The following is a 25,476-nucleotide window of genomic DNA, read 5'->3' on the forward strand; positions in this document are numbered from 1 at the left end:
GTAAGCTAATTGAAGGAATGCCTGAACTCCATTGGTGAGAGATTGGTCTTGGTCTTGAAAAGCTTACTGAAAGATTGCAGGTGCTCAAAACCTAATTCGTAGGCGATTTCGCTAACGGATAGGTTGGTGGTCGACAGCTTTTCCTTGGCCAGTTCGATCAGCTTATTGTGCAGATGTTGCTGGGTATTTTGTCCTGTCAGGGATTTAAGCAGCCCACTCAAATAACCGGGTGAAATATTTAAGGTTTCAGCGATATGAACCACGCTGGGCAAGCCTTGTTTAGCTAAGGCACCACTGCTGAAGTAATTGGATAGATAATCTTCCAGGCGTGTAAGCAGTTCGTGGCTGGCGATCTTGCGGGTGATAAACTGCCGCTGGTAGAATCTTTCGGAATAGGTCAGCAAAAGTTCCAGTTGGGCAATGATCACGCTTTGGCTAAACCGGTCGATATTGGCATGGTATTCCTGCTCTATATTGTTCGCAATGGTGGTAAGCATAGTTTCTTCCTTGTCAGACAGGTATAGCGCTTCGTAGACCGAGTAATTGAAGAACTCGTATTGTTTAATTGTTTTAGCCAGCGCGGTGTTCCACAAAAAATCCGGGTGGATCAGGAGCATCCACCCTTCGGGTCTTTTTGCTGTAGTCATATCGATGGCATCGATGCCGAATAGTTGCCCGGGCGACATGAAGAACAATACCCCTTCGTCAAAGTCGCTGGCCTGCTGCCCGTATTTGAATTTGGCGTGAAGCATTTTTTTAAGCGAGATCGAATAAAAGTCAAAGACCAGACTGAACGGAACCTCAGCGATAGGTAGCTGAATGTCATCCATGTACACCAGGCTGATCAACGGGTGAGCGGGGTTGGGCAGGCCTGCGGCCCGGTGATATTCGGTGATCGTTTTAAAACGGAATAGCTGGTGGTTATTCATAACACAAGATACTTATTTTTGATGATAGACTGCTGCGAACTCCTGAGCGAAATCAGCGAGTTTTATTTTCCCCATTTTGGGTTTACTTTGATGAAAGTTTTCCAGCGTCTTGCCGCTGTGCATCGCTGCCTGCATTTCTACTAATGTCTCTGCCAGTTTTTCCGGCACTTTAGCCATCTTCAATCCCTGCAGCATTTCCTTGTCCGGGAGCAGCACCCATTTTAACCAGGGTTTGCCCACCGCGGAGCCAATGATCTTTGCCGCTTCGTTGCAGGTCATTTCCTCGCTGCCTACGTAACGGATGGTTTTCTCTTTAGGCTGTAGTAGCAGTTCTTCAGCAACTGCATCCGCGATATCCTTCGGTGATACGAAAACGATGCGGTCATCGCCACCATAATTTCCCATCAACAGGCCGGTCTTACCGGTCAACAAGGCCCAAAGGCCGGAGTAGCGCAGTGTCAGGAATTTTCCGATTAATCCCTTGCCTTTTATCAGGTCTATGGACTGGTAAAAGTTGGTATAAAACGAACCGGGCCGCATGATGGTAATCGAGGCGTCCAATCCATCAAATAAGTGTTCTACGTTTTCGCCTTTAACCAAATCTGCTGCCCAGCCGCTCATAACAACGATCCGTTTGGTACCGGCTTCCTTTAAGGCCGCTGCATAGTTCTGCGCCATCCTGTGCATATAGGCGCTCAAGTCGGGCTCTGTAAAACTCAGCGGAATCATGGCGTAAACCGCGTCTGCGCCTTTGAAAGTATTCGTCAAAAAATCGACATCGGCTATCGACCCAATAGCTGCTGACGCACCCAAAGCTTCAATAGCAGTCTGTTTTTTAGCATCGCTGCTGACCACAGTTACCTGGTGTCCCCGGGCGATCAATGTTGCTGTCAGCGGTTGGCTGATGTTCCCTAAAGAACCCGTTACGATGATCTTCATTTTATTGGGTGTAAACGCCGTTTTCAATATCCGTAAGTAAGGTTGAATGCGTAGGGTGCCAGTTCAACGTTTCCTGTGTCCACTTGCTCGAAGACGGGCAGTCGATCGCGGCCATGTGGGCAAACCAGCCAAAATGCTCGGCTGCTGTTTCCGGCGCAACTGATCTTACGGGCAGATTAAGTTGTTTGCCAATAGCTTCGGCAATAGACTTGACTGTAATCGCTTCTTCGGCCGAAGCATGATAACGGGCGCCGGGTGTGGCATTTTCCAAAGCTAAACGGAACAGATACGCAGCATCTAAACGATGTACCGCGTTCCAGCGATTCAGCCCTTCGCCGATATAAGCGGAAAAACCTTTTTCTTTTGCGATATTGACCAGTATCGGCACAAAGCCATGCTTATCATCATCGCCATGCACCGAAGGTGATAAACGAACCGATGCCGCACCTGCCGAATCTCCTGTTTGCTCCGAAGCCCGAGGCCAACCCGGGTTAACCGGTGGCTTAATATCTTCGGTGGCCAGCTTTCCCGGGCTAACCAGGGCTGTGCCCGAGGTAACAATAAAAGGACGGTCAGAACCGGCCAGTACTTCGCCGATGGTTTCAATAGCCTTTCTATCTACCTCACATACTTCCGGGAAACGGGTAAAGTCATGGATAAAACCGGCATGGATCACACCGTCGGCCTGAGCAGCACCGCTGCGCAGGCTTTCAAGATCTTCCAGGTCACCCCGGAGAACTTCTGCACCCGCATCGATCAGCTTTTGAGCCGATGCATCTGAACGGGCCAGCCCCAGTACCTGGTGGCCGGCATTTATTAATTCCTGCACAATGGCAGTACCAATGAAGCCTGTGGCTCCTGTAACAAATACGCGCATAATTGACTTCTTTTGTTTATACAAAGATGGGCTGCTTTGTTCAGCGGGATTTATCCAAATCTCCGTTTGATTTAGCCGAATCCTGCAAAAGTTTATGCGTTAACCATAATTGGATAGTACCGTTCTTCCTGTTTTTCCAAAGCCGGACAGCATCCTGGTACCTGGTTTGTTGCAATAAAGCGGTTCTTAAAAGGTAATCTACCGGGCGCCGGTTATCCGGGTACACCAGACTGGAATCCCAAAGCTCAGGGCCTTGGTAGATATCCGGAATACGAATTAGCTGTAAAGCCAACCATTTACATAAATATTTGTTAAACGAATCATGCAGCCAGAAAATAGTAAAACGAGATACAATGACACTGAGTTAAATGAGTTTAAAATTTTGATCAAAGACAAGATCAATGTGGCACGCGAAGAACTGCTGGAACTGGTTGGGACGCTCAGCGCTTCCGGCTCCAACGGCGATGATGCTGCGATCGCCGGAAAAACGCTGGAAGATGGTTCGGCTACTTTCGAGAAGGAACAAACCAACCAGTTAGCCGGGCGACAGAAGAAATTCATCGGGCAGCTCGAGGCCGCGCTCACGCGCATCGAAAGCAAGACCTATGGCATTTGCCGTTCTACGGGTAAACTGATCCCCAAAGAACGCTTAATGGCGGTTCCGCATACCACCCAAAGCATGGAAGCAAAACTCAAACAGGTATGAGCTCGGCATTTGTAAAAGAAGGGTAGGCCAGGCACCTTAGAGATGTGGCACCTAACTTAGGCGCATTGCTTTTCTTTTTGCGCGTAGAAAATAATGGTACAGTAATCCGCGATGAAAAAATCTACTTCAGCCAAAAACATGGCCGTGATGTTTATGAAATGAGCGATGGACTAATCTATGCATTGGATAATGACCACCACTGGTATATTATTCTTGACTGATGAAAGGAAAATTCTTTGGCGGCACCAGCGGTTTACAGATTGACTTGCCGAAGCGCGATTTTCCGCCGGAATACAGCCACCTTTCCAGGTTGGGTATTATTCCTTACAGGAAAACAGTATCGAAATTAACAGTTCTTTTTATAAGATCCCGCAGGCCAAAACGATTGCGCGGTGGGCGACGGAAGTAAGTGCTGATTTTCGTTTTACCTTCGAATTGTGGAAAGGGATCACCCATGAAAAAAACATGTTTTTCAATCCGCAGGATGTCAGTAGTTTTATGGAAGCGATCCGGTTGCCCGAATCGCAGCAGGGGTGCCTCTTAGTTCAGTTCCCACCCAGCCTGCAGAAAAATTCCCTGCCCCAATTAGCGGGGTTATTAGATATGCTAAGTACTCACACGTGGCCTGTCGCAGTTGAATTTCGTGATCCTTCCTGGTATAAAGAGGATGTTTTTGAACCGTTATACCCTCATCATGCAGCGATGGTACTACAGGATATGCCTAAATCTGCCACAACGGTGGAGATAACTGCTGATCAACTGGTTTACCTTCGTTTCCATGGCCCCTCCGGCAATTATAAGGGAAGCTACAGTGAAAGTTTTTTTTTCGAATATGTCTCGTATATCAATGAGTGGCAGGAGAAAGGTAAAAGCGTTTATGCTAATTTTAACATTACAGCCTGAGCCGCGCTGGAAAATCTTCATTTACTGAGGCGCGGCCTTGTCGAACAAAACAACTAAGTACGATTCGATGCGGATTTTGTAGATTTAGCCACTCCCGGCCCACGAATGGAGGAAGCTTAATTTAATCAGCTAAAAGGCTGATCGCTTCCTCATTACCTTGTTGTACGGCCAGGTCAAGCACGGTCAGTCCTCTGGAGTCCGTTATCGTTTTATCCGCCCCTTTGTCTAAAAGTAATTTGACCAGTTCGTTACGCCCGAACATCGCCGCGAACATCAATGCAGAGCCACCGTTACCATGCTGCCGGTCGATATCGGCGCCATATTCCAGTAATAAGTCAGCAACGTCCGCATAACCTTTAAAGGCAGCCCCCATAAGTGCCGTATTACCTCCGAAATCCGCGGCATTCACGTCCGCACCATTATCAAGCAACAGTTTGGCAGCCTCCGGCTGGTGATTGTAACAGGCAATGATCAACGGGGTGTATCCCTTCTCATCCTTACTGTTGATATCCGCCCCCTGTTTGATTGCCTCCCGTAAAATTTCGGTATTGCCCTGACGTGCAGCTGCGGTAAGGACACGGTTCAATTGGCTCATAGTTTATATTTTAATATTTTTTAGTTATCGTGTTAAACAGGCCTTTTTTGTAATCCTTGATAAATTGCCTGTAATCGGACTTTGCTTTGGCTGCGTATTTTTTCGCATAGTCTATCAGCAATGGCTGCCATTCTTCCGATCTGCCAAAAGCGATTAGATCATCGATAATGGAAGAACCCTGCATGCCGCTGCTCCGCAGATGCGAAGACGCTGTTAGGGTGGCCATATCGCTGATCACCTGGTACATGTCCCGGTAATTGTTTAACTGTTTAAATTTAATGGTGTCTTTGACCGGCTGTAGCTCCTGGATCACGAAAGTATCGCCGCGAAATGTGGTTGTACTTAACAAAGCGGCCGTTACGTGCTGCATTCTTTTCTGGATATTGATAATGCGTTCCGATTCGTTAGGCCAGTCCAGCTGTTGTACAGGAAGGTAGGGGTAAACAGATGAGTGCAGGGATTGCTTCATGTCCAGCAGGAGGTATTTGTTTTTGGTATTCGTGCTTTTCAGTAAAAACAGGTAACGCTTAACGCCGATACTTCCGGTCCCTGCCAGGCGGAAAACTGCACTGATGACCCGGTAATTGTATGGGCCGTCGTTGCTGTTCTTTACCCACTCATTAATATGGGATTTTAGTTCACTTTTTAATTTTTTGTCCAGTTTAAAATGCCGCTCATCTTCCAGGGAAAGCATGATCTTCCGCTTTTTGCTGATGGTGCGTTTCTTCAGCAGGTCCTTTTCGTTGCTATGGTCCGCCCTTGTCAAAAATTCCTTTACGATGCCTTTGGCCGTACGCGGTTCGATGCTGATAGCTTTAGCGTTAACCAGCGTAGCAGCATAATCGCGTATATATAATCGGGCCATTTTTAAAGCTTTCTCCGGTTCGAACCCCAGGTTGTCAAAAGCAATAAAAATGCTAGTTGTCATCCGGGCCAACTCGTAGCAAACCGGTGCGAGCACAGCCTCGTCAAAGTCGTTCAGATCGAAATAAACCAGCTTATTATCACCTTTGTAGCTGCCAAAATTTTCTATGTGGAGGTCGCCGCAAATCCAGCCCAATGGTGAAAGGGGCAAAGGCGATGCTCTTGCCAGGTCCTCATAAAATAAATGGCAGGTGCCCCTGAAAAAACGAAAATGGTTTTCGGCCATGCCTTCGTACTTCAGCGCAACCATATCAGGCATGCGGCCGGTGTTAAATTCAATCAATCGTTCGGATAATGTGGACATGTTACCGGTTCAAATGGTATAGCTGCAACAAGCGGTTCTGTTTAATTGTTTATTGATCCACGATTTTTCGATCACCTCTGCGGCACCCCTGACACTATGCTGATTTGACAACACCGGAACTGGCAATCATTAATATAAGTAGTTTGTTAAATCAAACGTATGGTTATGAAAATTGAAAACATGAAACATTCAAATATGATCTGGCGCTTTTTTTACTGTCAATACATATTTTGAAAGCGGTCAGCGGTATAATGCCTGGTGTAATGCAAACACTATTGACTTGAGTGCGGTTTTTTGTAAACCAATCATTTGTATTATATTCGAAAAAATACTTATCAAACATTAGATTGAACACTATCGGGCAAAATATACGAACATTACGTCGCCAAAAGGGATGGAGCCAGGAAGACATAGCGATGCGACTCGATATTTCAATTGCCGCTTTTTCAAAAATTGAAACAGGCGTAACCGATGTCAACCTCTCCAGGATTGAACAGATCGCCGCCACTTTTGAAATTTCCATTATAGAACTCCTGACGCTTGATGAGCCAAAACAACATCAGGCAAAATTGGATCTGGAAGTTATTAATAAGAAACTGCTGATTAGAGAAACTGAAGTGATCGACCTGCAAAAAAAAGTGATTGAGCTTTTCGAACAGTTAAAAATCAGTCAAAGCAACCAGCCTTAATGATCCATAGATCATTAGGCTAAATTTGGAGCGGGTTGTTTTGTGAGTTTTCGCCCTTGACTTCCGCCAGCTGTTTTAGCTATCACAATTGCTGAAATATTTTTTTTATTCCTTTTCGGAGTTCTCTTGAATGTTGGCATACAATTGGCATTCAGGCCAATATACAAGATTGGATGGAATGAAAAACGCGAAAATTAAGTATTATTGCTTTAATAAAAATTGCGGTGTTTCAATTTACCGAACAGACACTGCGCTTTCATGTCAGCTGTCTCCCTATGAGGCATTAAATTTCGTACATTATTGTCCTCTTTGCCGCTCAGAACTTGTTTCCTGGATTGATCTCGATATGAAGGCTCTGCTTTTAAATTTTAAAATAAGCGTATCCGCTTACCGTGAAGCCCCATAGGTATCCACTTGAAGTAAATGAAGCAGATAGTTTCCGGGATTCACTTTTTATGGAGATCCGTATTAAGGGCATAGAATTTGATATCTGTTTGTCAAAAACATCACCTATGGAACTACAAAAGCGTATGCAAATAAAGAGGGAAAAGTATGAGCGTGGTTTACGCTCACTGATCGATGCGAAAGCATTGAAGCTCGGTTATTCTTATAATAAGGAAAGCGTCTTTTTGTGGGGTACTGAATCCGTTATTAACCAGCTTAAACAATTGGCCGGTGCCTGATTACAAGTTAAAAATTACGATTATGAAAGCATTAAACCTGGCATTAATTGCTGCGTTGTCACTTGTAGAAATTACAGGCTGTAACCCAAGTGACCGTAACAAAAAGCTCAACGGCTCGAGCGATACAACCGCTACCTTCAAAGCCGGGAGCGGGGTGCAGCCGGATACCAATACCATCAACCACCAGAGAAAAGCGGCAAAGCAGGATACTGTAAAAGGTGACACCAACGCAAATGGCAATGCCGACCCAAGCGGACGGGCCTCGAAAAGCAATCACTGATAGTTAAGGGGCAGGATAATGTCGACATGCATTTGAACTGGCAGACATCTGCAAGATAGTCTCTTTGCCGGATTGACAAACAAATATTAACCATACATTTTAACCATCTTATTATGAAAAAGTTCCATGCAATTGTACTCCTGCCGTTTGCGGCAGTATTGCTGAATGCCTGTAATTCAAATAAAGACAGCAGGGAAAAGGCGGACAGTACCAACACCCACCAGGATTCCATTCATAACAAAGAGGCAGGTACAGGTGATTGGGTCGTCAGTGCACCGGATGCTAAATTCGCGGTAGAAGCCGCTAACGGCGGCATGGCTGAAGTGGAACTTGGAAAACTGGCCCAGGCAAAGGGAAGCAGTAAGGCCGTTAAGGATTTCGGGGCAATGATGGTCACCGATCATTCCAGGGCGAACCTGGAATTAAAAGAACTGGCCAAAGAGAAAAAGATCGTTTTGCCGGATTCCGTAGGAAAAAAAGAAGCCGGTTTAAAGGCCAGCCTATCGCAAAAATCAAATGCTGATTTCGACAAGGCATATGTAGAGGCCATGGTAGACGATCATAAAAAGGACATCGCTGCATTTGAAAATGCACGCGTAAAGGTCAAATATCCGGAAATGAAGGCATTGATCGAAAAAGCAATCCCGATGTTAAAAATGCACCTGTCTGCGATTGAAAAGATCCAGGCTCAAATTAAATAAATCCCCTTTCCTTTCCTGATCGACCATTGCGATGAATACCGTCAAATATGGTCGATCAAGTAGGATATGACTGGATCAAACTAAGCCTTTCCCAATTGCGGCCTCAGAGATGACGAAAGCTTAAGCAAGTATTCAGCAAAGCTTTTATTTTTGCTTCCAGATGAATGACCTCCCACTAATTACTACTGTAATATTCAACAAGGCTACCCATAAATTTAATTTAGAATTGCCCCCTTCAGTTTGCGACAATCTGCTGTTGTCCTATTACAATAAAAAGGGAATGACACTGTGCCATAGCAGCAAAGAAGAACTTGAAAACTTCAGGCAAAAACTGATCCTTTTAAACGATGACATTCAAGCAGATCACAGCGAGAGGAAAGAAGCACTGCAGCGTAAATTGATCGCAGCTTTATCCATAACCGGATCAGGGATGAATTTTCCTGTTAAATAAGATGAAGAACGACGGAATAAATGATTATTCGTCCCAAAAGCCTTCAAATGCCGTGCGGATAGCGGGAAAATACCGTCCTATCAGCCTAAGGCTGAAATGAAAGATCCATACCAGCAGACCAACAGCGGCGGCAAGTATGAGCGCCATAATAAAACCGGCCTTAAAAGACATTTCCATCAATCCACAACCTGAAAGGGAAAGACATGCGGAAACTGCCAGGAGCATAATCGCGAATTTTTTCATACCCATTTTAGAAGAAAAACAACCGGTTTCCTAAATGGTTGGCACGTAGCGTTATTTCATTGATCAACGCTGAAAAATGTATGCAGTATCCAATAATTAAATCATTCATCAACTCTCAATCGGAAAGCCCAAAGCAAAAACAGTATCCATAAAAAAACCACGATTCCTATGAAGCGTGGCCTGAATGTTTGTTATTTAATACCCCTATTAAAATAACAATGAAATTAAAAGTAAAAATCTTTTCTCAGTTATCCAACATTGTAATACGAAAAATACAAAAGCCTGTCGAAAGACAGGCTCGGGTAGATGCGGGATCTATAGGGGTACTAAATATTCTTAACAGGTTTAACAAATATAAATTAATAGGTTAGAAATGAATTAACTAACTAAATTAAAATATTGTAACAGTTTTGTTGGATTGTTAAAAGTTCGTTAAATAGTCATGATGTAAACACACCTGATGGATAATGTCATGAACTATAACATCAATCCCTGGGATAATGAAGGATGAGCGAAGTCCCTGCAGCGACGTTAACATCGCCTGCATCTGCTTTTGTATTGTTATCGTCGATCTGATAGTGATAGACGTCCTTTGCCCCATTCAGGCTGATGGTTACCAACAAGTGATCACCTGTCGAGATCGTTGTCCTGTAGGAATAACTCGTTCCGGTATTGTTTACCGATTCCAGCAACTGGGCGTTTTCAGTACCCTCGCCTTTTTTCTGCAGGCTGATCACTGTCTTATAGCCGTTGGCATTGGTGGTAAAGGTAAGCTCGTGTTTAGTAACAGGCGCAACCTTGTCTTTTTTGCTGCATGCCGACGCCGTCAAAAGGAGGCCGATCAGAAGCGTGTTCAATGTCTTTTTCATATTCAGTAGATAAGTAATTGTCCGACCGGTTGATCGCGTCCGCGACCCGGGGGGCCGCAAAAGTATTCAATTTTAATGCCGAACGGCCGCGAAGAACGAAAGCAGGGCGTATCTGCCTGTCCATTAACATGAAAGAATATAAATGCCCGGATATACCGGTTAAACATGTTGTAGTATTTTAAAAAGAATAATTTTTTTAAACCCCTGTATACAAAAAATCGTTTAACCACTATGCCTGTTTCAATATTTCAAAACAACTACAAAAAGAACATCCTTTGCCCCCAGTGCAGGAGCATAGCAACAAAACGAATCCCAAAAGAGAAAATCATCAAGGTCGTATTTTTCTGGATGCCTGTAAAAAGATATATGTGCAGTAAATGCCGGAATAAATTTTACGTCAGGGAAGAATAGTGGCAGATATTGATAGTCTTATGATACCCGGTAATCCGGCCCTTATACCGTAATTCGTATAATTAATGCTTCCTGATCACTCAAAAAATTAACATTTAGCGGTACGATAATAGCCATTTCAGCTTTCCGGCCTATCCATTTTACAATTCAGAATTTCGTTATATTGTTCCAGCAGGCGAATGTATTTCTCCATCCAGAAATGTATAGCCCGATGTCCATTGTCAGTGTGCGATGCTTCCATTTCCTGATCTTTCAAATTTGATAAACTGTTCTCAAAAACGCCAATGGGAAATTCGTTTGAAAAATCGTGCCCTATCGCAAAGCCGATTTTCATAATATCGCTCATGCCAAGATCTTCTTTTTCAAACCAATTATACAAAGTGCGCCGGCTGATGCCGATTTTTCGTGAAATTTCACTCAATCCCAACGGATGACGGCGTACGATGTATTCCACAATTTTGCCGCGGTGGGTATCCCGCTCTTTCCCTGCTTCCGCCTGCTTTGTCGACCTGCAAGGCGTACCAATCATTAGGCTGACGACATTGTCCATATCACTCCAAGTTGTTAAAAATCGCTTATAACGCCGGCTTATAAATAGTATAGTTAACAGCTATTCTATACAGCTAAAACCTATACATTGGATGGAACTTCAAGAATTAAGGCTAATATTTTAACTGCTAATTTAATTATCATTGAGGACGATGCTTAGTGCTTGGTACGATTGTATACTAAAGTGTAAATCGGTTGCGAAGTTTTGCAAGTCATAGCTACATTTAATGCGACAATTGACACCTCACTCTCCTTAGCAGGATGGTTTTTTCAGGGCCGCTTTTCTTCACAAAACACGCGAAAAAAGTGGTTCTCCAGCCTGCGGCAATTTACCCTTAGTTAACACCAGGAGTTTACAAAGATGAGGGTGCAAATTCACTACAGTTTTACCCATCTCATTTCTTTATTTCCCCCCTAAAGTGGAACCGAATAGTTTACTAATCAAACAAGTGTCGCTTCGGCGCTTCGGGATTGGGTCTCGTCCTTTGATATCTTTTTATGTTCCTTCAATGCAGAACGAAGTGAAAACATTGCCCCGGACAACCTAAATGGATAAAGAAATGTGTGCGATCAGTTGACCACACACATTTTTAGGTTAAATTAGTGATGATGACAAATTATTAAATTACGATTGATAACTACTTAAAAATTGCCTTTATCAACGTCCCACCACAAGCGGGTACCGCCATTATCTGCCCCGCCTAACAATCCTACACCGGCTTTTACAGCCGCCGCGTTGGTTGTATATTCACTTAAGGGGTAGGCCAGACGACGGACCTGTATTTTTGTGTCAATAGTACCGTTACTGTTATTGTTGACCACAGGAAAAAGTTTCGGATAGCCTGTACGGCGAAACTCTGTCCATGCTTCTTGTCCTTCAGGGAACATGGCCAGCCATTTTTGGGTGATTATCCGTTCCAGTTTCACTTCGTTGGTTGCCGCGTCGTCCCATTTAATGGTAATGTTTGATAAAGCAGGCGAATTGTTAACCGCATTTTGCGGATCGGTGTAAGGTATTGGTGCGCTGCTCGCGTCGGCAATGTAAGCTGCGGCCCCTGCAGATACGCCGTACTGCGTCATAGATGTTTGTATCCCTGTTTCGTAGTCTGTTTGCGCAACACCTGCTCCTGCCCAACCGCGTAGCGCAGCCTCTGCCTTTAAAAACCAAACTTCGGCCGCGGTCATGATAAGTTGTGGCGCGGTAGCGGTAAAGGTGTTGGTATAATTATATACCGAATAGCCCGAATATGCCGGTTTTGCACCAACATCCGACCCGATGCGTATACCAATATATTCGCCTGCATGTGAAGCACCCGGCTGTGCGAAGCTAGTGTTGATCGGCGTAAAATATTTGGATATCCGCGGATCTTTATAGCCTACCATGTACGATTGGATGGACGCATTCATGGAATTATCCGTATAACTTGCTGTTATAACATAGTAATCGTTTTGACCGCTGCCAGCTATGGCAGCGTCATCAGAAACATCTGAAAGCAAGCCTCCCGCTGCGCTGAGCGCTTTTTCGGCCTGAGTTTTTGCAGTTGCAGCGTCAACTTTTACAATGTGCATAGCCAGCCGTAACCTGAGCGAATTGGCAAACTTGAGCCATTTGGTATAATCGCCGGCGAAAATTACATCAGAATTTGCGAAGGGCTTCTTGCCTGGATTTGCAGCGATATATGTCTGCAGGTTATTTGCAGCCGTATCCAATTGCAAAAACATTTGCTGATAAATGCTCTGTTGCGTATCATATGGTATAGTTACCAGTGATGTACCTACCTTACTATAAGGTACAGGCCCAAACTTATCAGTTACCCTGTCAATGGCTTCAACCTGCAGCAACAAGGCGATAGCCCAAAAATCGGGCAATGAGGTTTGGATGCCTAAAGGGGCTATTTTATTTTTAATGGGGCCTATAATATTAGTGTAGATCTGGTTGAATGCTGTGGCATTCCATCCGTCCACAAATACATAGTTCATGTTATAAAGCGATCTGCCAAAAGTTTGAGGCGGACAGGCATAACCTGCATAGGCATCCGCGTTGAGGTTTTGGGCTACCTGGTAATTCTGAAATATCTGTTGCTCAAGCGGGATGAACAACGTAGGCACCTTAAGGTCCTTGTCGGGAATGCCTGTTTGATCGGTATTGAATTTTTCAAAGTTTTTGGTACAACTGTTTAACCCCAATGTGATTAACAAGCCGAGCGCAACAAGGTAATAGCTGCGGCGGATAGATATATATATCTTAAAATTTGTCTTCATTGCTTTCAATTAAGGGTGTACAATTAAAAAGTAACATTTAAGTTCAAACCATAACTACGGGTAGCAGGCTGGTTAAATACATCAACTCCGCCGAGTCCGTTCGCTGTTGAAGATGTAACCTCCGGATCATAAGGGGCCTTTTTATAAAAATAAATAAGGTTGCGGCCGGTTAATGATAAACGGATTGATTTTATAGCAGATGTTTTAGGTAGTGGATAAGTGTAACCGATAGCCGCCTCACGTAACCTGACTACTGTTGCGCTATAAACATACTGGCCCAATGCTGCATTACGCCCGCCTATGGATGTATACCATTTTTGTGCATCAATAGTTGATACTGCATTGCCATTAGGATCTACACCGTTGATCTTTACGCCGCCGGCATCCCTGGCATCACCGCTCACTTTTGATACGCCATAGGCATCAAGTATTGATTGCATTACAGAAACGACCTGGCCGCCAAATTTACCGTCGACTAAAAAGTTTACAGAGAAGTTTTTGTAGTCAAAACTGTTATTCCAGCCTAATTGAAATTTCGGTGCGGGATTAGCGATCTTACTGAAATCGGCACTTAATAAAGGCAATCCCTGAGCTGTAATCAGGATCCTGCCCTGCGCATCAGTTTGTAATGTCTGGCCGTAAATATCACCGAAGGATCCACCTTTAGCTAAATAAGAACGATAACTGTTGGTATTGCTCAGCTCATAAATATTGATGCCATCCTTGGAATCAAGATCAATGATCTTGTTGGTGTTCTTAGAGCCGTTGACAGCAGTATTCCAGCTAAAATCAGGGCCGCTCATCAGCTTGTAGCCCAGGTTAAATTCAATACCCTGGTTTTGGATGTTACCCGCGTTTACGTAGCCCGCGCCATAACCGGAAGGGGCCGGAGGCGTGATTGGGATAGATTGATTGTAGGTGTTTGATTTATAATAAGTAAAGCTGAAATTTAATTTATCATTCAGAAACCTCAGATCGGCTCCTAACTCCAGGGCTTTGGTTTTTTCCGGTTTCAATGTAGCGTAAGGGGGTCTGTTGGCTAACGTTACCCCGTTTGAGCTGGGTGGATTGTTAGGATCGGCCGCGTTATTAACCGGATTAGAGGCGTATTGCTGAACCGTATTACCAACCTGGGCATAAGATCCGCGTACTTTAGCGTAGCTTATGGCCTCGGGCAGTTTAACCATCTTACTCACAATAAATGATAAACCGGCCGATGGATAAAAGTAATGATCTGTTGGCGTATAGGCCAGGTTTGATGACCAGTCGTTACGGGCAGTGAGCGTTAAATAAGCCCAATTTTTGTAGGACAGGTTGGCATTTGCAAACAAGGCCTGGATTTGGTTGTGATTATTGGCCAGGGTATTTACGTTACTGCCTGAATTTACGCCTTGTGAACCATTGGAAACCTGGATGTTCTGGATTGTGAACAAGTTAGGCGTAATCAATCCATAACCACCACTTCCTGATCCCCAGTTAATACCTGATGTGAAATTATCGGTTATGCTTGTACCAACCAACCCGTCTAATTTAAAATCTGATTTGCCGGGCAGGGTAAAGTTAACAATCACGTCGCCATATTTATGATTGTACACCTGTTGTGAGCCCGAATAACTACCGTTATTGTTACCTGCGGCCAATGGTGCCAGTGTACCGGCATAATAACGCTGATCATAACCGTCATCGGTACGGTCAACCGTTCCGCGGGCCTGTATGTATAACCAGCTGGTAATATCGTACTTAACGCTACCATTCATAATAATACGGTTACGCTTTGAGGTGTTGGTATTCCGGTTGATGATCCACCACGGATTTTGCTGAAGATCTTCCTGGAACGGCCAGTTTTGCGTAGGTACTCCATTAGCGCCATCTGCCCCTTCATAGCTGGCTTTGTAAGGCAGAATGTCCTGTCCGCGCGGAAACAGGTATAAGCCTGTTAAAGGGTTGGTATAAAAACCAATAGTTGGGCTATTGTTAATCTGTTGCGTAATATAGTTGGCATTAGCGTCAACTGTTAGCTTATTGTCCAGAAATTTTGCGGTTTCATGCAGGTTGATATTGTTCCTGGTAAGCTTATTACCAGGTTCAACACCCCTTGCATCGGTATTGGCGTAAGAGAAATAGGTTTGAGCCACTTCATTGCCGCCTGATAAGCTTAAGGAATTTGTAAAGTTATTGCCTGTTTGAAAAAAATCAGGAAGATAATTTTGAGCAGGTGTAGCTAATTTAGGACCGAAACTGGTGGTTGAACCAGCTGTAGTAGCACCGTAGTTATTTTGAAACTCCGGTTCATAGGCATTTTTGCTGATAGAAGCTGATGAAGAGAAGTTGATGGTTGTTTTACCCGCCTTGCCTTTTTTGGTAGTGATCACGATAACACCGTTAGCAGCCTGGCTACCGTATAAAGCTGCAGCCGAAGCGCCTTTAAGCACGGTAAGGCTTTCAATATCTTCGGGGTTTAAATTGGATATACCGTCCCCGCCGTCTGGTGTGCCACCATACGTACTGTTTGGCTGTCCGTTTGCATTTGAGCTGTTGCTCATCGGCACACCGTCAATTACGTAAAGCGGCTGGTTATCACCGGTGGCCGACCTGTTGCCACGGAGCAATACCTTAGCAGAACCGCCAACGCCTGATGCGCTTGGCGTAATCGTAACACCGGCCACTTTGCCATTTACCGCATTCATGAGGTTATCGCTCTTGACCGTAGTTAATTCGGGGCCGCCTACCGATTGCGTTGCATAGGTCAGTGATTTCTCCGACCTTTTGATACCGAGCGCCGTAACTACAACCTCATTGAGGCCTCTGGCAGCCGAGCTAAGTACAACGTTTATCGAAGCCGTAGTACCAACAGTGACTTCTTTTGTAGTGTAACCGATGTAGGAAAATACAAGGACATCTCCGGCATTGGCAGTTAAATTAAATTTTCCGTCAATATTGGTCTGCGTGCCGGTTTGTGTGCCTTTAATGGCAACATTTACGCCAACCAAAGCCTGCCCGGTGCTGTCCTTTACGGTGCCGGTTACGGGCCCTGCCGGCTTTAGGCCGTTAAACCGGCCGTTATGATTGTGATATTCAGTTTCCTCTGGTAAACGAGGGATTTTATTTGCAAAAGCGCTCGTGCCCATGCAAATAAGCAAATACATCATAGATAACTTCTTTATCATATAGAAGGGTTTAAGAGGGGTTAAATAATATGCTCAATAAGTAGTTTGCTTTCGATGTCTGTTTCGTATGTAATAATTTTAGTTAATAATATTATCTGCGCAATATTTTATCGCGGTTTATGAATTGATAAGAAGGTCCAGGAGCGGAAACTTAACTATTGAAAATAATCCGTGAGATGGGTGATTATCTTATGACTATAGGCAATTATATCAATTAGATTTGATAAATTTTCAATGATTTAAACTTTTTTATATCAATTTAAATCTTTTTAACATTTTTTTAAATGTTTTAATTGATAATGATGATTTTATTTCATGATATCTATTAAATTAAATCATCATTATTAATATAGATTAAAATATTGCCTTGTTTTTAGCATGTTTAAAGCTTTCTGAGCTCTTTTCTTGAAAAAATATAAAAATTATAGAATAACATTAGATCTATTGGCTGCACCAAGCAGGTTTGTATTGTTTTTGTCGGGTCCGTCGGGGCATCCCGCCAGAAAATAAAGCACCACCAAGCTTATTTTGTCAATAAATTTTTGATACTCATGCGTCGTTTTGCGAATTAGCTAAATATAATGCGGCAGACAAGACAAAGTAGATGACAGGCAGAATTTTATCGGCCAATTATTAAAAAGTAACGATGAGTGGCGGGATAATGAACACCTTAACATTGGTTAAAATGGCAATATTGCATATTTGAGGCTTGCCAAGCCCCAAACTGATAAGGTTTAGGTAAAAGTCCTGGCGGCGACTTATAGTGGTTTTTATTTTAACAGCAAATTATCATGTTAATTGAAGGACGATAAAGCGTTTTTCGCTTAAATAAGATAAATTAGCTTTCGGGAAATTTATTGCTTTATGGATAATGTTTACGGGATAAACCTGATACCTGATAATGACGCCGAACGCGTCGCCGCGCTGGATCGTTACCAGATCCTCCATTCACAAAAAGAGAAAGCTTTCGACAGCATTTGTGAACTGGCCTGCGATTTGTTTGACTGCCCGATCAGCCACATTTCTTTTTTGAATGCCGATACTGAATTCATTAAAGCGGAAGTCGGTTTGAACGGTCTTCAGTATGTGAGCCGGGGTGTCGGCTTTTGTTCTGTCGCTATTCTTGACCCGGAATTGCTGCTGGTGGAGGATACCCTCCAACACGAACTATTTGCCGACCACCCCTATGTAAAGGATCTCCTGAAGATCCGGTTTTACGCAGGCGCGCCGATCGTAACACCCGACGGCTACATCATTGGTAACCTATGCCTGATCGATACCGAACCGCGCAGCCTGAGCGAAAAAGAACAAAGGCTTTTAAAAAAGCTTGCCGATGTGGCGATGGAACAAACGGAACTCCGGCAGCACAACCTTTCGCTGCTGCAGGAAAGGGACGAGTTTATCGCCATCGCGAGCCATGAGCTGCGTACGCCCGTTACCGCCCTGAAAGCTGCGGTACAGGTCTTGCACACCCACCAGGGTAATGAAACGCCCCCTTTACAGCACACCATGATCGAACAGGCGAACAGGAGCGTTAACAAGCTCGCCTACCTGGTCAACGACCTTTTTGACGCAAGCCGCCTTGCCGCCCGGAAATACAGCCTCGAAAAGACCGTATTCCATCTGGGAGCGCTCCTGAAGGACTGCTTCGACTTCCTCCGGGTACCGGGCAAACCAGAACTGCTCATGGAAGGCGACCTGTCCACCGAAGTATATGCCGACGAAAAAAAGATAGAACAGGTACTGGTAAACCTCGTGGAAAACGCCGTGAAGTATGCGCCGGATACGGGTACCATTCAGGTCCGCGCGGAGCATATGGAGCATGTTGTCCGGATCAGCGTAAAAGACAAGGGCCCCGGTATCCGGCCGGACCAGCTGCCACATATATTTAAACGCTACTTCCGTACAAAGAACGGTGCCTTACAGACCGGTCTCGGTCTTGGCCTTTATATCTGCGCTGAGATCGTCAAGCAACATGGTGGCGAGATAGGGGCGGAGAGTGAGCCCGGAAAAGGTAGTATATTTTGGTTTACCCTGCCGGTAAATGGTAGTTTAGCCTGATACCTTTAAATAAAGGTGCATTTTCAATGTGTGCGGGCAAAATATTTAACGCAGGTAAATTCAAGGTAAGGTTAAGAGAAGCGCATTTAATGAATGGTCAACCTGTTAACGATAATAAATTCCGTTTAACATCTTTCCGAGTGAATTGGTTTTACCATTTCTACGAGAGCGTCATCGATCTTGTTCAACTGAAAATTATAGCTTGCTTTCAGTCAGCGGTCGATAAACCAGCTTAATTAAATTTAAAAAATTAAATACCAGAATAACTGCCAACTGCCGTTTATAAAATATTACCCTGCAAGTTTAAAGACAACACTCTGTTTGGCCTGGTCACTCCTATGTCGACGCCGGACACCTATTGTTCGGTTTCGTTACATTTGACCTGAATTCATTTGCTTTAAAATACTATTGATCAGTCTCTTATTAGTTTGGAATAGGCCTTGACGCGAGAAAAGGAATGAACGGAAACCAGTTGCATTTGAATTTCGACTACATGCTGCTGGTCGGCCTGGTATTTATCGGGCTGGCTTTTACAGCGTTATTATGGTTGATTAAGGGGCCCGAAACGAAAGCCAACAGGTTTCTGGGGTTGGCACTTCTTGTTGTAAGCTTTTGGCTGATCCGGGTCATGGGCGGACAGCCATGGCCGCTCAAACTTTCACTGGCAATCGGGCCGCTGCTGTACTTTTATGTGCGTCAGCTAACTCAGCCGGATCAGCAGACCCGCTACCAGGATTTTCTGCATTTCGTTCCTGCGCTGGCGGAAATGTCCTTGCAACTTGCCGGCCGGAACTTGGGCCCGGGTTTTACCATTTGTTCTGCCGGCATTTATTTATACCTGTCGAGCCGAGCCATCATTTGGTTTTATAATGCCCAGCAATTTCAGGAAGGTGACCGCTATCGTAACCGCCTGAAAAACGTTCAGATCTCGTTGGGCCTGTTAGGAATGGCTGTGCTGTTATCGTTATGTTACGGCATGATCAACCTGTTTTTTTACCGGTCAAACTTAACTTATGCGCCTTGCTACCTGTTGCCGGCGGTAATGCTGATCCGCATGGCAGGACTGTCAATCATTAAACCGGTGACCGGGCCGGTAGCTACGGTCGTACCAGTTACCCGGCGCCGGTCGGAACTGAAGCGTGAGTCGGCCTGGTTAAAAAGGTCGGTACAAAGCGGTCACTATCACCGGAACCCGGAACTGACACTGAACAGTCTTGCCCAAAAGTTGCTGCTGACCACGCATGAACTTTCCCGGCTGATCAATCAGGGATTGAAAAAGAGCTTTAACGATTTTATCAATGAACTCCGGGTGGCCGAAGTTATCCAAAAAATGCAGGATCCGGCTTTTGATGAGTTTACCCTGGAGGGCATTGCCTTCGATTCGGGTTTTAACTCGCCCAGCACCTTTCACCGGGCATTCAGGCAGGTGACCGGAAAAACCCCTGCGGTGTATAAAAAACAACTGTCATCTTATAATTTGACATATGGTTCCCGGCCTGCAGCGGTAATTTCGGGACAGGTAAACCGCAATCATATGTTTAAAAATTATTTGAAAATAGCCTGGCGAAATACGATCAGGAACAAAGTTTCTTCCTTCATCAATATCAGCGGCCTTGCCGTAGGGATGGCCGTGGCCATGCTGATCGGTTTATGGATCTGGGACGAAGTGTCGTTCAACAAATTCAACGCGAATTATGACCGCATCGTGCAGGTGCTGGCCAATAAGCATGTCGGCGGCGGCATAGCGACGCAGGCCTCGCAGCCATATCCGCTTTCAGCAGAGCTGCGGGGGCAGTATGGCAGCGACTTTAAAGCTGTTGCCGCCGCAGTGACCTACGAGCAAAACATCAATTATCATAACCACGCCTTTTCCCGGACAGGCTGTTTTGCAGAGCCTGCCATGACCGATATCATGACGTTGCATATGTTGAAAGGATCGAAAGCAGTTTTCAGGCAACCGGGCACCATACTGATCAATGAATCATTCGCACGGGCTCTGTTTGGAGATGTCGATCCCATCAATAAAATGATCAAGATCAGCGATGCTTACCTGGTACAAGTTGCCGGGGTGTACCGGGACCTGCCCCAAAACACGCAGTTTGGCAATGTTGAATTTATAGCGCCTATCCGCCTGCTGTTTAAAAATGCCGAAGACATGGGTAACTGGAATAACAGCTCTTTCCAGATTTTTGCCTTACTGAATGAGGGAAGCAGGCTGCCGCAGGTAATCAAAAAAATACGTAACATCCTGTCTGAACGCAGGGAAAAAGATGCTACCAGACCCGCCTTGCTTTTATTTCCCATGCAGGCTTGGCATCTCTATGAGTTTAAGGACGGCGTTGCTGTCGCAGGTCGTCTGCAGTTCGTATGGCTTTTCGGCATCATCGGCTTTTTCGTTTCACTCCTGGCCTGCATTAATTTCATGAACCTGAGCACGGCCAGGAGCGAAAAGCGGGCAAAAGAGGTCGGTATACGCAAAGCCATTGGCTCCCTGCGCGGTCAATTAGTGGCGCAGTTCCTAAGCGAATCCTTTTTGATTGTTGCCGTGTCGTTTCTGTTCGCCATCCTGCTCGCATGGCTCAGCCTGCCCTTATTTAATGATATTTCGGGTAAGGAGCTGTACCTGATCTGGACTAACCCACTGGTCTGGCTGATCTGCTTTTGTTTCTGCCTTTTCACGGGGCTTATTGCAGGCAGTTACCCGGCGCTTTACTTATCTTCATTTAATGCAGTAAAAGTATTAAAGGGCACTTTTAAAGCGGGACCTGCAGCTGCCCTGCCCCGCAAGATATTGGTGGTCGTTCAATTCGCTGTGTCGGTTACCATTATCATCGGTACCATCGTAGTTTTCAAACAAATTGAATTCGCAAAAGACAGGCCGGTAGGTTATGACCGGGACCACCTGGTATCGATTCCTTATAATGCAATCAGGGAGTATGGCGCTTTCCGTCAGGAACTGTTGAACACAGGCGCGGTGTCCGGCGTATCCCCATCGGGCAATCCGACGACCGGGGTCTGGTCGAGCGCGGATAACCTGAGCTGGCGGGGAAAAGATCCCAACCGCCAGGAGGTATTCGGCACGGTGCTGATCGATCCGGATTTCGGCGGTGTTGTAGGCTGGAAGATGAAGGTAGGCCGGGATTTCTCCAGGCAGTTCCGGAGTGATTCCTCGGGCTTTATATTTAATGAAGCGGCCATCAGGCAAATGGGCCTTAAAGAACCGGTAGGCGAAATTATCAAATGGCACGGTAAAGACTGGAAAGTGCTGGGTGTGGTGAAAGATATGGTCATGAATTCTCCTTTTGACCCGGTGACTCCTGTTGTATTTTTAATGGATGACAGGGAAAGATCATTTAACGTGATCAATTTAAAACTCCGGGCAGGCATGCCCGTTGCCGGTGCTTTAGGCAGGATCGAAGCGGTCTTTAAAAAATTTGCGCCTGAAGCGCCTTTTACTTACAAATTCGTGGATAGTGAATATGCGCAAAAATTCTTAGCGGAAGAGCGTACGGGGAAGCTGGCCTCTGTCTTCGCTGTGATAGCCATTTTCATTTCCTGTCTTGGATTATTCGGTGTGGCATCATTTGTAGCCGAGCAGCGGATCAAAGAGATCGGTATCCGCAAGGTACTGGGCGCATCGGTAATGAGCATCTGGGGCTCTTTATCAAAAGAGTTTGTCCTATTGGTAGGAATCGCCCTCCTCATCGCCGTCCCCATCGCCTGGTATTCCATGCACCTGTGGCTGGAGCATTATACTTATCGTACCGGGTTGTCCTGGTGGGTTTTTGTACTGACCGGAGCAGGGGCGTTACTGATCACTTTGCTCACCGTTAGTTACCACAGCATCAAAGCCGCATTGACCAGCCCGGTGAAAAGCCTCCGGTCGGAATAATGTTGCTAAAAGAACTTGAATCCTTGAGTTGGGGTTTGGGATGAGTTGAATAGCTGCGTTCCGGCTGAGATACGGGACGCATTATTTTGGTATACAATCTGATAAACAAAAGGAAAAACAGGTCTCAATGGCGAATATATCAAAAAAGGAATTATGAGATTTGTCGAAAAAAAATATTCTTGTTATCACCGGATTAATGCAATGATCGGTTTCGTTGTTGCTTTATTAGATATAAACGAAAATGTAGAAAACATAAATTATATGTTGACTAATATTTTTCCAGAAGCAAACACTGTTCAGCACCTAAAACCTACAAGTGATACATTGATTAAGCCTTAAAGGTCGCACCATAGCGCTGCCAGATCTTCGGCCTTTGTGGCATCCCTTACTAAAATCCGGACTTTATAACCTTTGGCTAACAGGCGTGGCACCAACCGGCTGCCCACTTTTCCTGTGGCCCCTGTAACTAAAATTTTCATCGTATGATCTATTAAATTTTACGATACAAAGGTCAGTGGTTACAGCAGCTTGAATGTAAAGAGAATCAAACCGAAAAGTATGATTTTCAAACTTTATCCCGGACAATTTTCGGGGTTATGCCGGTAATACGTTTAAAGTAATTGTTAAAGTAGGTAGGATATTCGAAACCCAGCGCGTAGGCAATCTCCGCCACGCTCCAGTCAGTGTGCTGCAATAGTGCTTTGGCTTCAGCTATTATACGGTCAGCGATATGAACGGTGGTCGGTTTTCCGGTTACTTCCTTTACAGACCGGTTAAGATAATTACATGTACCGATAAACGCATAGCATAATCCCGGGCATTCCTTAGACTCAATACCTCACCGGCACGTTCTATCGGAAACTGCCTTTCCAGCAGATCTGTAAACTGATGGGTTAACCTGGCTGCAGCATTTTTGAACTGCGGTGCGTTTTGGGAAGGTTGTATTCGCAAAGCTTCATGCAGTATGAGTACAATACAGTTCCGAATCAGTTCTGCCTTATAATAGTAATCACCCTCATGTACATCCAGCATTTTTTGAAATACACCGCTGATGAAAATGACCTGTTCATCATTTAAAGGGATCACCGGCGAATCACCCGCCTGAAACAATGGGGAGTTTTTCAGGACATCCGTACGATCACGTCCTGAAATAAAATTTTCGGTAAAAAGGCAGGCATAGCCCGTCGTTCTCTTCGACCTGCGTAATACGGCATGTGGTATTCTGGGGTTTACAAAAAAGAGCACCGGCTGATTCAGTTCAACGACACGGTCACCATAACGGACGGTCATGTCGCCGTCTACCAGACCCATCTTGTAAAAGTCACGCCGGCCCGCAGAAACAGGTATATTTACCGTGTCAGGCAACTGGTGCACTTTAAAACCATGAAGTTTCAGATCGCCCAGATCCAGTCCGGGTATTTCGTTCATAATTGCTGCGCCCATTATTCAAAAGTAATAAAATCAAACTATTAAGGTGTTTGGATTTTACAAACGAATTCGGAGGGAAAACGTTTATGAATTTGTGTAAGTTTTTATCAGAATATTGATATTCGCTTGGTCAAAGAAGTAATGGCGCTCTTACCCTGAATTAAAACATCCTTGAGGTTATGCCGATGATGCCAGTAAACTTTTCCAGGTAGTATTGGACGGTTTTTAGCTTAAAGTCTTCCCAATAGGCTGCCATTGGCGAGAGGGCAGAATCCATTGCTTCAAGTTTATCCAACACAAAGCCCCGGGCGTCTGGTTGTTGCTCAGCCTCCAGCCTTAGTGCCTCTTCATGAATAATACCTGGGAATTTAGATAAAAAAAGCAGTTGTACGGAAACCTTATCCTGTACATTCAACCTCGGTATTTCGACGATTTGCGAAGCTTCGGTGTCGAGATCCCTCAATCTTTTCTCGAGGTCTTCAGTTTGCGCCGGAACCAATTGCAGATCCAGCATATCTGACAAAATACCCGCTTTTTCAACGAAGAATTTCTTAGTAGCGGAATCATAATAATATCGTTCAATCGCCGCCACCGGCGCAGTCATGGCGAGGCAAAGCCAATAGAGGTTAAATCGTTCAATGTCAGTCATCACTCGCTAAGATAACGATTTTGTCAGCGGGAGAACAAGTGAGTGGTCCGCTCGGGCTCGATATAATTGCTAAACTTTTCCATCAGGATTTTCAGCTTGGGACTGACAATATTTTGACAGAAAGGTTTTGTCGGATCTTTGTAGTAGTAATCAAGGTAGTTCTCCTGGTTTAATTGGAAAGCTCCGAAAGGCAATACTTTAGTAATAATGGGTTCAGCGAACTCCCTTTGCATATACGTCAAAATTCCTTCTGATTGTTGTCGCTGAATTTCATCGAAAGTATAGATGGCAGATCTGTATTTGCTTCGCTTGTCATGTTCCGAGGTGCAGCTATGAGTATGCAGGTGAACGGCGATCAAAGTTTGCAAACTGATTCGAGATAGGTTGAAGTTTACAATGACGGCCTCGGAAAGTGCGGTATTGTCCCCATCGGAGGATATCCAACCTTGTTCGACAGCATTCACTCCCTTGAGCGACCTGAATATCGCTTCGGTGCACCAATGACAAGATCCGCCAAACCCGATTTTTTGCATAAGGCAAATTTATTCATTTTAACAGGATGCAACTAAAAATAAGTTTGCTGCTTTCTTCCGCTATTCCCTTTGTGCGAAAACGCCAATGCTTCCCGATTTCACTTTTGTAGGGTTCACAAATCAAAACACCTTGCTCTCCTTTGCCCACACGGTATAGTTCCGGATGCTTCCGGTAATCAACTCTGGATAAAACACACCAAAATGACCCTATCCGGCCAGATCAAAAAGGTCCCCTTTGCCAGTTGAAAGTGACCACGTTCGCCAAAGCAAAGTGACCCCTCTTCGCCAGACGAAAGTGACCCCTCAAAAGAGATTAAAGTAATGTATTGATAGGTTTCTGTGGACAAGGTTTTTGTTTAGCTTTTTAGATAAACAAAACCAGCGAATACATGTCCAATAAACCGATCAAGATGAATAGATTACGACAGATC

The 25,476-nt window shown here is 44.8% G+C and carries 27 protein-coding genes; 10 read left to right on the plus strand and 17 right to left on the minus strand.

All coding sequences use genetic code 11. The features are described 5' to 3' along the window. Positions 1–5: 5 nt before the first annotated feature. From AC1DUD_RS27860 to AC1DUD_RS27875, 4 genes are read right to left on the minus strand one after another with little or no spacing between them, the layout of a single operon-like run. Complete coding sequence (locus AC1DUD_RS27860; protein ID WP_477380651.1) at positions 6–929, minus strand: helix-turn-helix domain-containing protein; 924 nt, start codon at positions 927–929, stop codon at positions 6–8. Between the two features lie 12 nt (positions 930–941). Beyond that, the gene (locus tag AC1DUD_RS27865; RefSeq protein WP_477380653.1) at positions 942–1,868 is read right to left on the minus strand and encodes an NAD(P)H-binding protein; all 927 of its coding nucleotides are present in this window, start codon (positions 1,866–1,868) and stop codon (positions 942–944) included. Between the two features lies 1 nt (position 1,869). Continuing rightward, positions 1,870–2,745: an SDR family oxidoreductase gene (locus tag AC1DUD_RS27870; protein ID WP_477380655.1), complete on the minus strand. Its 876-nt coding sequence runs from the start codon at positions 2,743–2,745 to the stop codon at positions 1,870–1,872. Between the two features lie 40 nt (positions 2,746–2,785). Further along, positions 2,786–3,037, minus strand: a complete 252-nt coding sequence (locus tag AC1DUD_RS27875; RefSeq protein WP_477380657.1) for a hypothetical protein — start codon at positions 3,035–3,037, stop codon at positions 2,786–2,788. A gap of 30 nt (positions 3,038–3,067) precedes the next feature. Here AC1DUD_RS27875 and AC1DUD_RS27880 point away from each other — a divergent pair, with 30 nt between their 5' ends. The 3 genes from AC1DUD_RS27880 (at position 3,068) to AC1DUD_RS27890 (ending at position 4,354) form a co-directional block, all read left to right on the plus strand. Continuing rightward, a complete protein-coding gene (locus AC1DUD_RS27880) occupies positions 3,068–3,451 on the plus strand; it encodes a TraR/DksA family transcriptional regulator (protein WP_477380659.1) in 384 nt (127 codons plus the stop codon). A 44-nt stretch (positions 3,452–3,495) separates the two neighbouring features. After that, entirely contained in the window at positions 3,496–3,672 is a 177-nt protein-coding gene (locus tag AC1DUD_RS27885) for a hypothetical protein (RefSeq protein WP_477380661.1), read from the plus strand. A gap of 124 nt (positions 3,673–3,796) precedes the next feature. Further along, entirely contained in the window at positions 3,797–4,354 is a 558-nt protein-coding gene (locus AC1DUD_RS27890; protein ID WP_477380699.1) for a DUF72 domain-containing protein, read from the plus strand. 121 nt (positions 4,355–4,475) lie between these two features. Here AC1DUD_RS27890 and AC1DUD_RS27895 read toward each other — a convergent pair whose 3' ends face one another. Next, on the minus strand, positions 4,476–4,949 hold the full coding sequence (locus tag AC1DUD_RS27895; RefSeq protein WP_477380663.1) for an ankyrin repeat domain-containing protein: 474 nt from the start codon (positions 4,947–4,949) through the stop codon (positions 4,476–4,478). Positions 4,950–4,959: 10 nt separating this feature from the next. After that, positions 4,960–6,177, minus strand: a complete 1,218-nt coding sequence (locus AC1DUD_RS27900) for a DUF2252 domain-containing protein (RefSeq protein WP_477380665.1) — start codon at positions 6,175–6,177, stop codon at positions 4,960–4,962. A gap of 347 nt (positions 6,178–6,524) precedes the next feature. Between AC1DUD_RS27900 and AC1DUD_RS27905 the strand changes: the two genes are divergently transcribed. From AC1DUD_RS27905 to AC1DUD_RS27925, 5 genes are all read left to right on the plus strand, one after another. Beyond that, positions 6,525–6,866 (plus strand): helix-turn-helix domain-containing protein, encoded by a 342-nt coding sequence (locus AC1DUD_RS27905; protein ID WP_477380667.1) that lies wholly within the window; start codon positions 6,525–6,527, stop codon positions 6,864–6,866. A 512-nt stretch (positions 6,867–7,378) separates the two neighbouring features. Next, entirely contained in the window at positions 7,379–7,549 is a 171-nt protein-coding gene (locus tag AC1DUD_RS27910) for a hypothetical protein (RefSeq protein ID WP_477380669.1), read from the plus strand. A 22-nt stretch (positions 7,550–7,571) separates the two neighbouring features. Then, positions 7,572–7,829 carry a hypothetical protein gene (locus AC1DUD_RS27915; RefSeq protein ID WP_477380671.1) on the plus strand — a complete coding sequence of 86 codons (258 nt, stop codon included), beginning with the start codon at positions 7,572–7,574 and terminating at the stop codon, positions 7,827–7,829. Between the two features lie 113 nt (positions 7,830–7,942). Continuing rightward, positions 7,943–8,530: a DUF4142 domain-containing protein gene (locus tag AC1DUD_RS27920; RefSeq protein WP_477380673.1), complete on the plus strand. Its 588-nt coding sequence runs from the start codon at positions 7,943–7,945 to the stop codon at positions 8,528–8,530. 280 nt (positions 8,531–8,810) lie between these two features. Further along, the gene (locus tag AC1DUD_RS27925; RefSeq protein WP_477380675.1) at positions 8,811–8,981 is read left to right on the plus strand and encodes a hypothetical protein; all 171 of its coding nucleotides are present in this window, start codon (positions 8,811–8,813) and stop codon (positions 8,979–8,981) included. Positions 8,982–9,005: 24 nt separating this feature from the next. Here the strand turns inward: AC1DUD_RS27925 and AC1DUD_RS27930 are convergent, their stop codons facing one another. The 5 genes from AC1DUD_RS27930 to AC1DUD_RS27950 form a co-directional block, all read right to left on the minus strand. After that, positions 9,006–9,224 carry a lipoprotein gene (locus AC1DUD_RS27930; protein ID WP_477380677.1) on the minus strand — a complete coding sequence of 73 codons (219 nt, stop codon included), beginning with the start codon at positions 9,222–9,224 and terminating at the stop codon, positions 9,006–9,008. A gap of 485 nt (positions 9,225–9,709) precedes the next feature. Next, a complete protein-coding gene (locus AC1DUD_RS27935; RefSeq protein WP_477380679.1) occupies positions 9,710–10,093 on the minus strand; it encodes a hypothetical protein in 384 nt (127 codons plus the stop codon). 529 nt (positions 10,094–10,622) lie between these two features. Further along, positions 10,623–11,054 carry a hypothetical protein gene (locus AC1DUD_RS27940; RefSeq protein WP_477380681.1) on the minus strand — a complete coding sequence of 144 codons (432 nt, stop codon included), beginning with the start codon at positions 11,052–11,054 and terminating at the stop codon, positions 10,623–10,625. A 641-nt stretch (positions 11,055–11,695) separates the two neighbouring features. Further along, positions 11,696–13,315, minus strand: coding sequence for a SusD/RagB family nutrient-binding outer membrane lipoprotein (locus AC1DUD_RS27945; RefSeq protein ID WP_477380683.1), 1,620 nt, complete (start codon positions 13,313–13,315; stop codon positions 11,696–11,698). A 23-nt stretch (positions 13,316–13,338) separates the two neighbouring features. Then, the gene (locus tag AC1DUD_RS27950) at positions 13,339–16,482 is read right to left on the minus strand and encodes a SusC/RagA family TonB-linked outer membrane protein (protein ID WP_477380685.1); all 3,144 of its coding nucleotides are present in this window, start codon (positions 16,480–16,482) and stop codon (positions 13,339–13,341) included. Positions 16,483–17,346: 864 nt separating this feature from the next. Here AC1DUD_RS27950 and AC1DUD_RS27955 point away from each other — a divergent pair. Both AC1DUD_RS27955 and AC1DUD_RS27960 read left to right on the plus strand, forming a co-directional pair. Continuing rightward, positions 17,347–18,543: a GAF domain-containing sensor histidine kinase gene (locus AC1DUD_RS27955; protein WP_477380687.1), complete on the plus strand. Its 1,197-nt coding sequence runs from the start codon at positions 17,347–17,349 to the stop codon at positions 18,541–18,543. Between the two features lie 457 nt (positions 18,544–19,000). After that, complete coding sequence (locus AC1DUD_RS27960) at positions 19,001–22,435, plus strand: ABC transporter permease (RefSeq protein ID WP_477380689.1); 3,435 nt, start codon at positions 19,001–19,003, stop codon at positions 22,433–22,435. 335 nt (positions 22,436–22,770) lie between these two features. Here the strand turns inward: AC1DUD_RS27960 and AC1DUD_RS27965 are convergent, their stop codons facing one another. The 6 genes from AC1DUD_RS27965 to AC1DUD_RS27990 all read right to left on the minus strand — a co-directional run bounded on the left by AC1DUD_RS27965 (position 22,771) and on the right by AC1DUD_RS27990 (position 25,256). Next, positions 22,771–22,914 (minus strand): SDR family oxidoreductase, encoded by a 144-nt coding sequence (locus AC1DUD_RS27965; RefSeq protein WP_477380691.1) that lies wholly within the window; start codon positions 22,912–22,914, stop codon positions 22,771–22,773. Positions 22,915–23,000: 86 nt separating this feature from the next. Further along, positions 23,001–23,270: a helix-turn-helix domain-containing protein gene (locus AC1DUD_RS27970; protein ID WP_477380701.1), complete on the minus strand. Its 270-nt coding sequence runs from the start codon at positions 23,268–23,270 to the stop codon at positions 23,001–23,003. Continuing rightward, entirely contained in the window at positions 23,198–23,878 is a 681-nt protein-coding gene (locus AC1DUD_RS27975) for an AraC family transcriptional regulator (protein WP_477380693.1), read from the minus strand. Before AC1DUD_RS27975 ends, AC1DUD_RS27970 begins: the two co-directional genes overlap by 73 nt. 145 nt (positions 23,879–24,023) lie before the next feature. Next, entirely contained in the window at positions 24,024–24,512 is a 489-nt protein-coding gene (locus tag AC1DUD_RS27980; RefSeq protein WP_477380695.1) for a hypothetical protein, read from the minus strand. Positions 24,513–24,535: 23 nt separating this feature from the next. Further along, a complete protein-coding gene (locus tag AC1DUD_RS27985) occupies positions 24,536–25,045 on the minus strand; it encodes a peptide-methionine (S)-S-oxide reductase (protein WP_477380697.1) in 510 nt (169 codons plus the stop codon). 13 nt (positions 25,046–25,058) lie between these two features. Then, positions 25,059–25,256: a DUF4385 family protein gene (locus AC1DUD_RS27990; RefSeq protein ID WP_477380703.1), complete on the minus strand. Its 198-nt coding sequence runs from the start codon at positions 25,254–25,256 to the stop codon at positions 25,059–25,061. Positions 25,257–25,476: the final 220 nt, after the last annotated feature.

This window comes from Mucilaginibacter sp. P4_A11 (assembly GCF_056402535.1).

Bases quoted from the DNA above. Each gene is read 5' to 3' on its own strand.
- AC1DUD_RS27920 (WP_477380673.1), top strand. From the start codon at position 7,943: ATGAAAAAGTTCCATGCAATTGTACTCCTGCCGTTTGCGGCAGTATTG.
- AC1DUD_RS27950 (WP_477380685.1), bottom strand. From the start codon at position 16,482: ATGATAAAGAAGTTATCTATGATGTATTTGCTTATTTGCATGGGCACG.
- AC1DUD_RS27980 (WP_477380695.1), bottom strand. From the start codon at position 24,512: ATGACTGACATTGAACGATTTAACCTCTATTGGCTTTGCCTCGCCATG.
- AC1DUD_RS27900 (WP_477380665.1), bottom strand. From the start codon at position 6,177: ATGTCCACATTATCCGAACGATTGATTGAATTTAACACCGGCCGCATG.
- AC1DUD_RS27945 (WP_477380683.1), bottom strand. From the start codon at position 13,315: ATGAAGACAAATTTTAAGATATATATATCTATCCGCCGCAGCTATTAC.
- AC1DUD_RS27975 (WP_477380693.1), bottom strand. From the start codon at position 23,878: ATGGGCGCAGCAATTATGAACGAAATACCCGGACTGGATCTGGGCGAT.
- AC1DUD_RS27960 (WP_477380689.1), top strand. From the start codon at position 19,001: ATGAACGGAAACCAGTTGCATTTGAATTTCGACTACATGCTGCTGGTC.
- AC1DUD_RS27925 (WP_477380675.1), top strand. From the start codon at position 8,811: ATGACACTGTGCCATAGCAGCAAAGAAGAACTTGAAAACTTCAGGCAA.
- AC1DUD_RS27870 (WP_477380655.1), bottom strand. From the start codon at position 2,745: ATGCGCGTATTTGTTACAGGAGCCACAGGCTTCATTGGTACTGCCATT.
- AC1DUD_RS27915 (WP_477380671.1), top strand. From the start codon at position 7,572: ATGAAAGCATTAAACCTGGCATTAATTGCTGCGTTGTCACTTGTAGAA.
- AC1DUD_RS27985 (WP_477380697.1), bottom strand. From the start codon at position 25,045: ATGCAAAAAATCGGGTTTGGCGGATCTTGTCATTGGTGCACCGAAGCG.
- AC1DUD_RS27865 (WP_477380653.1), bottom strand. From the start codon at position 1,868: ATGAAGATCATCGTAACGGGTTCTTTAGGGAACATCAGCCAACCGCTG.
- AC1DUD_RS27860 (WP_477380651.1), bottom strand. From the start codon at position 929: ATGAATAACCACCAGCTATTCCGTTTTAAAACGATCACCGAATATCAC.
- AC1DUD_RS27940 (WP_477380681.1), bottom strand. From the start codon at position 11,054: ATGGACAATGTCGTCAGCCTAATGATTGGTACGCCTTGCAGGTCGACA.
- AC1DUD_RS27930 (WP_477380677.1), bottom strand. From the start codon at position 9,224: ATGAAAAAATTCGCGATTATGCTCCTGGCAGTTTCCGCATGTCTTTCC.
- AC1DUD_RS27935 (WP_477380679.1), bottom strand. From the start codon at position 10,093: ATGAAAAAGACATTGAACACGCTTCTGATCGGCCTCCTTTTGACGGCG.
- AC1DUD_RS27895 (WP_477380663.1), bottom strand. From the start codon at position 4,949: ATGAGCCAATTGAACCGTGTCCTTACCGCAGCTGCACGTCAGGGCAAT.
- AC1DUD_RS27955 (WP_477380687.1), top strand. From the start codon at position 17,347: ATGGATAATGTTTACGGGATAAACCTGATACCTGATAATGACGCCGAA.
- AC1DUD_RS27880 (WP_477380659.1), top strand. From the start codon at position 3,068: ATGCAGCCAGAAAATAGTAAAACGAGATACAATGACACTGAGTTAAAT.
- AC1DUD_RS27965 (WP_477380691.1), bottom strand. From the start codon at position 22,914: ATGAAAATTTTAGTTACAGGGGCCACAGGAAAAGTGGGCAGCCGGTTG.
- AC1DUD_RS27910 (WP_477380669.1), top strand. From the start codon at position 7,379: ATGGAACTACAAAAGCGTATGCAAATAAAGAGGGAAAAGTATGAGCGT.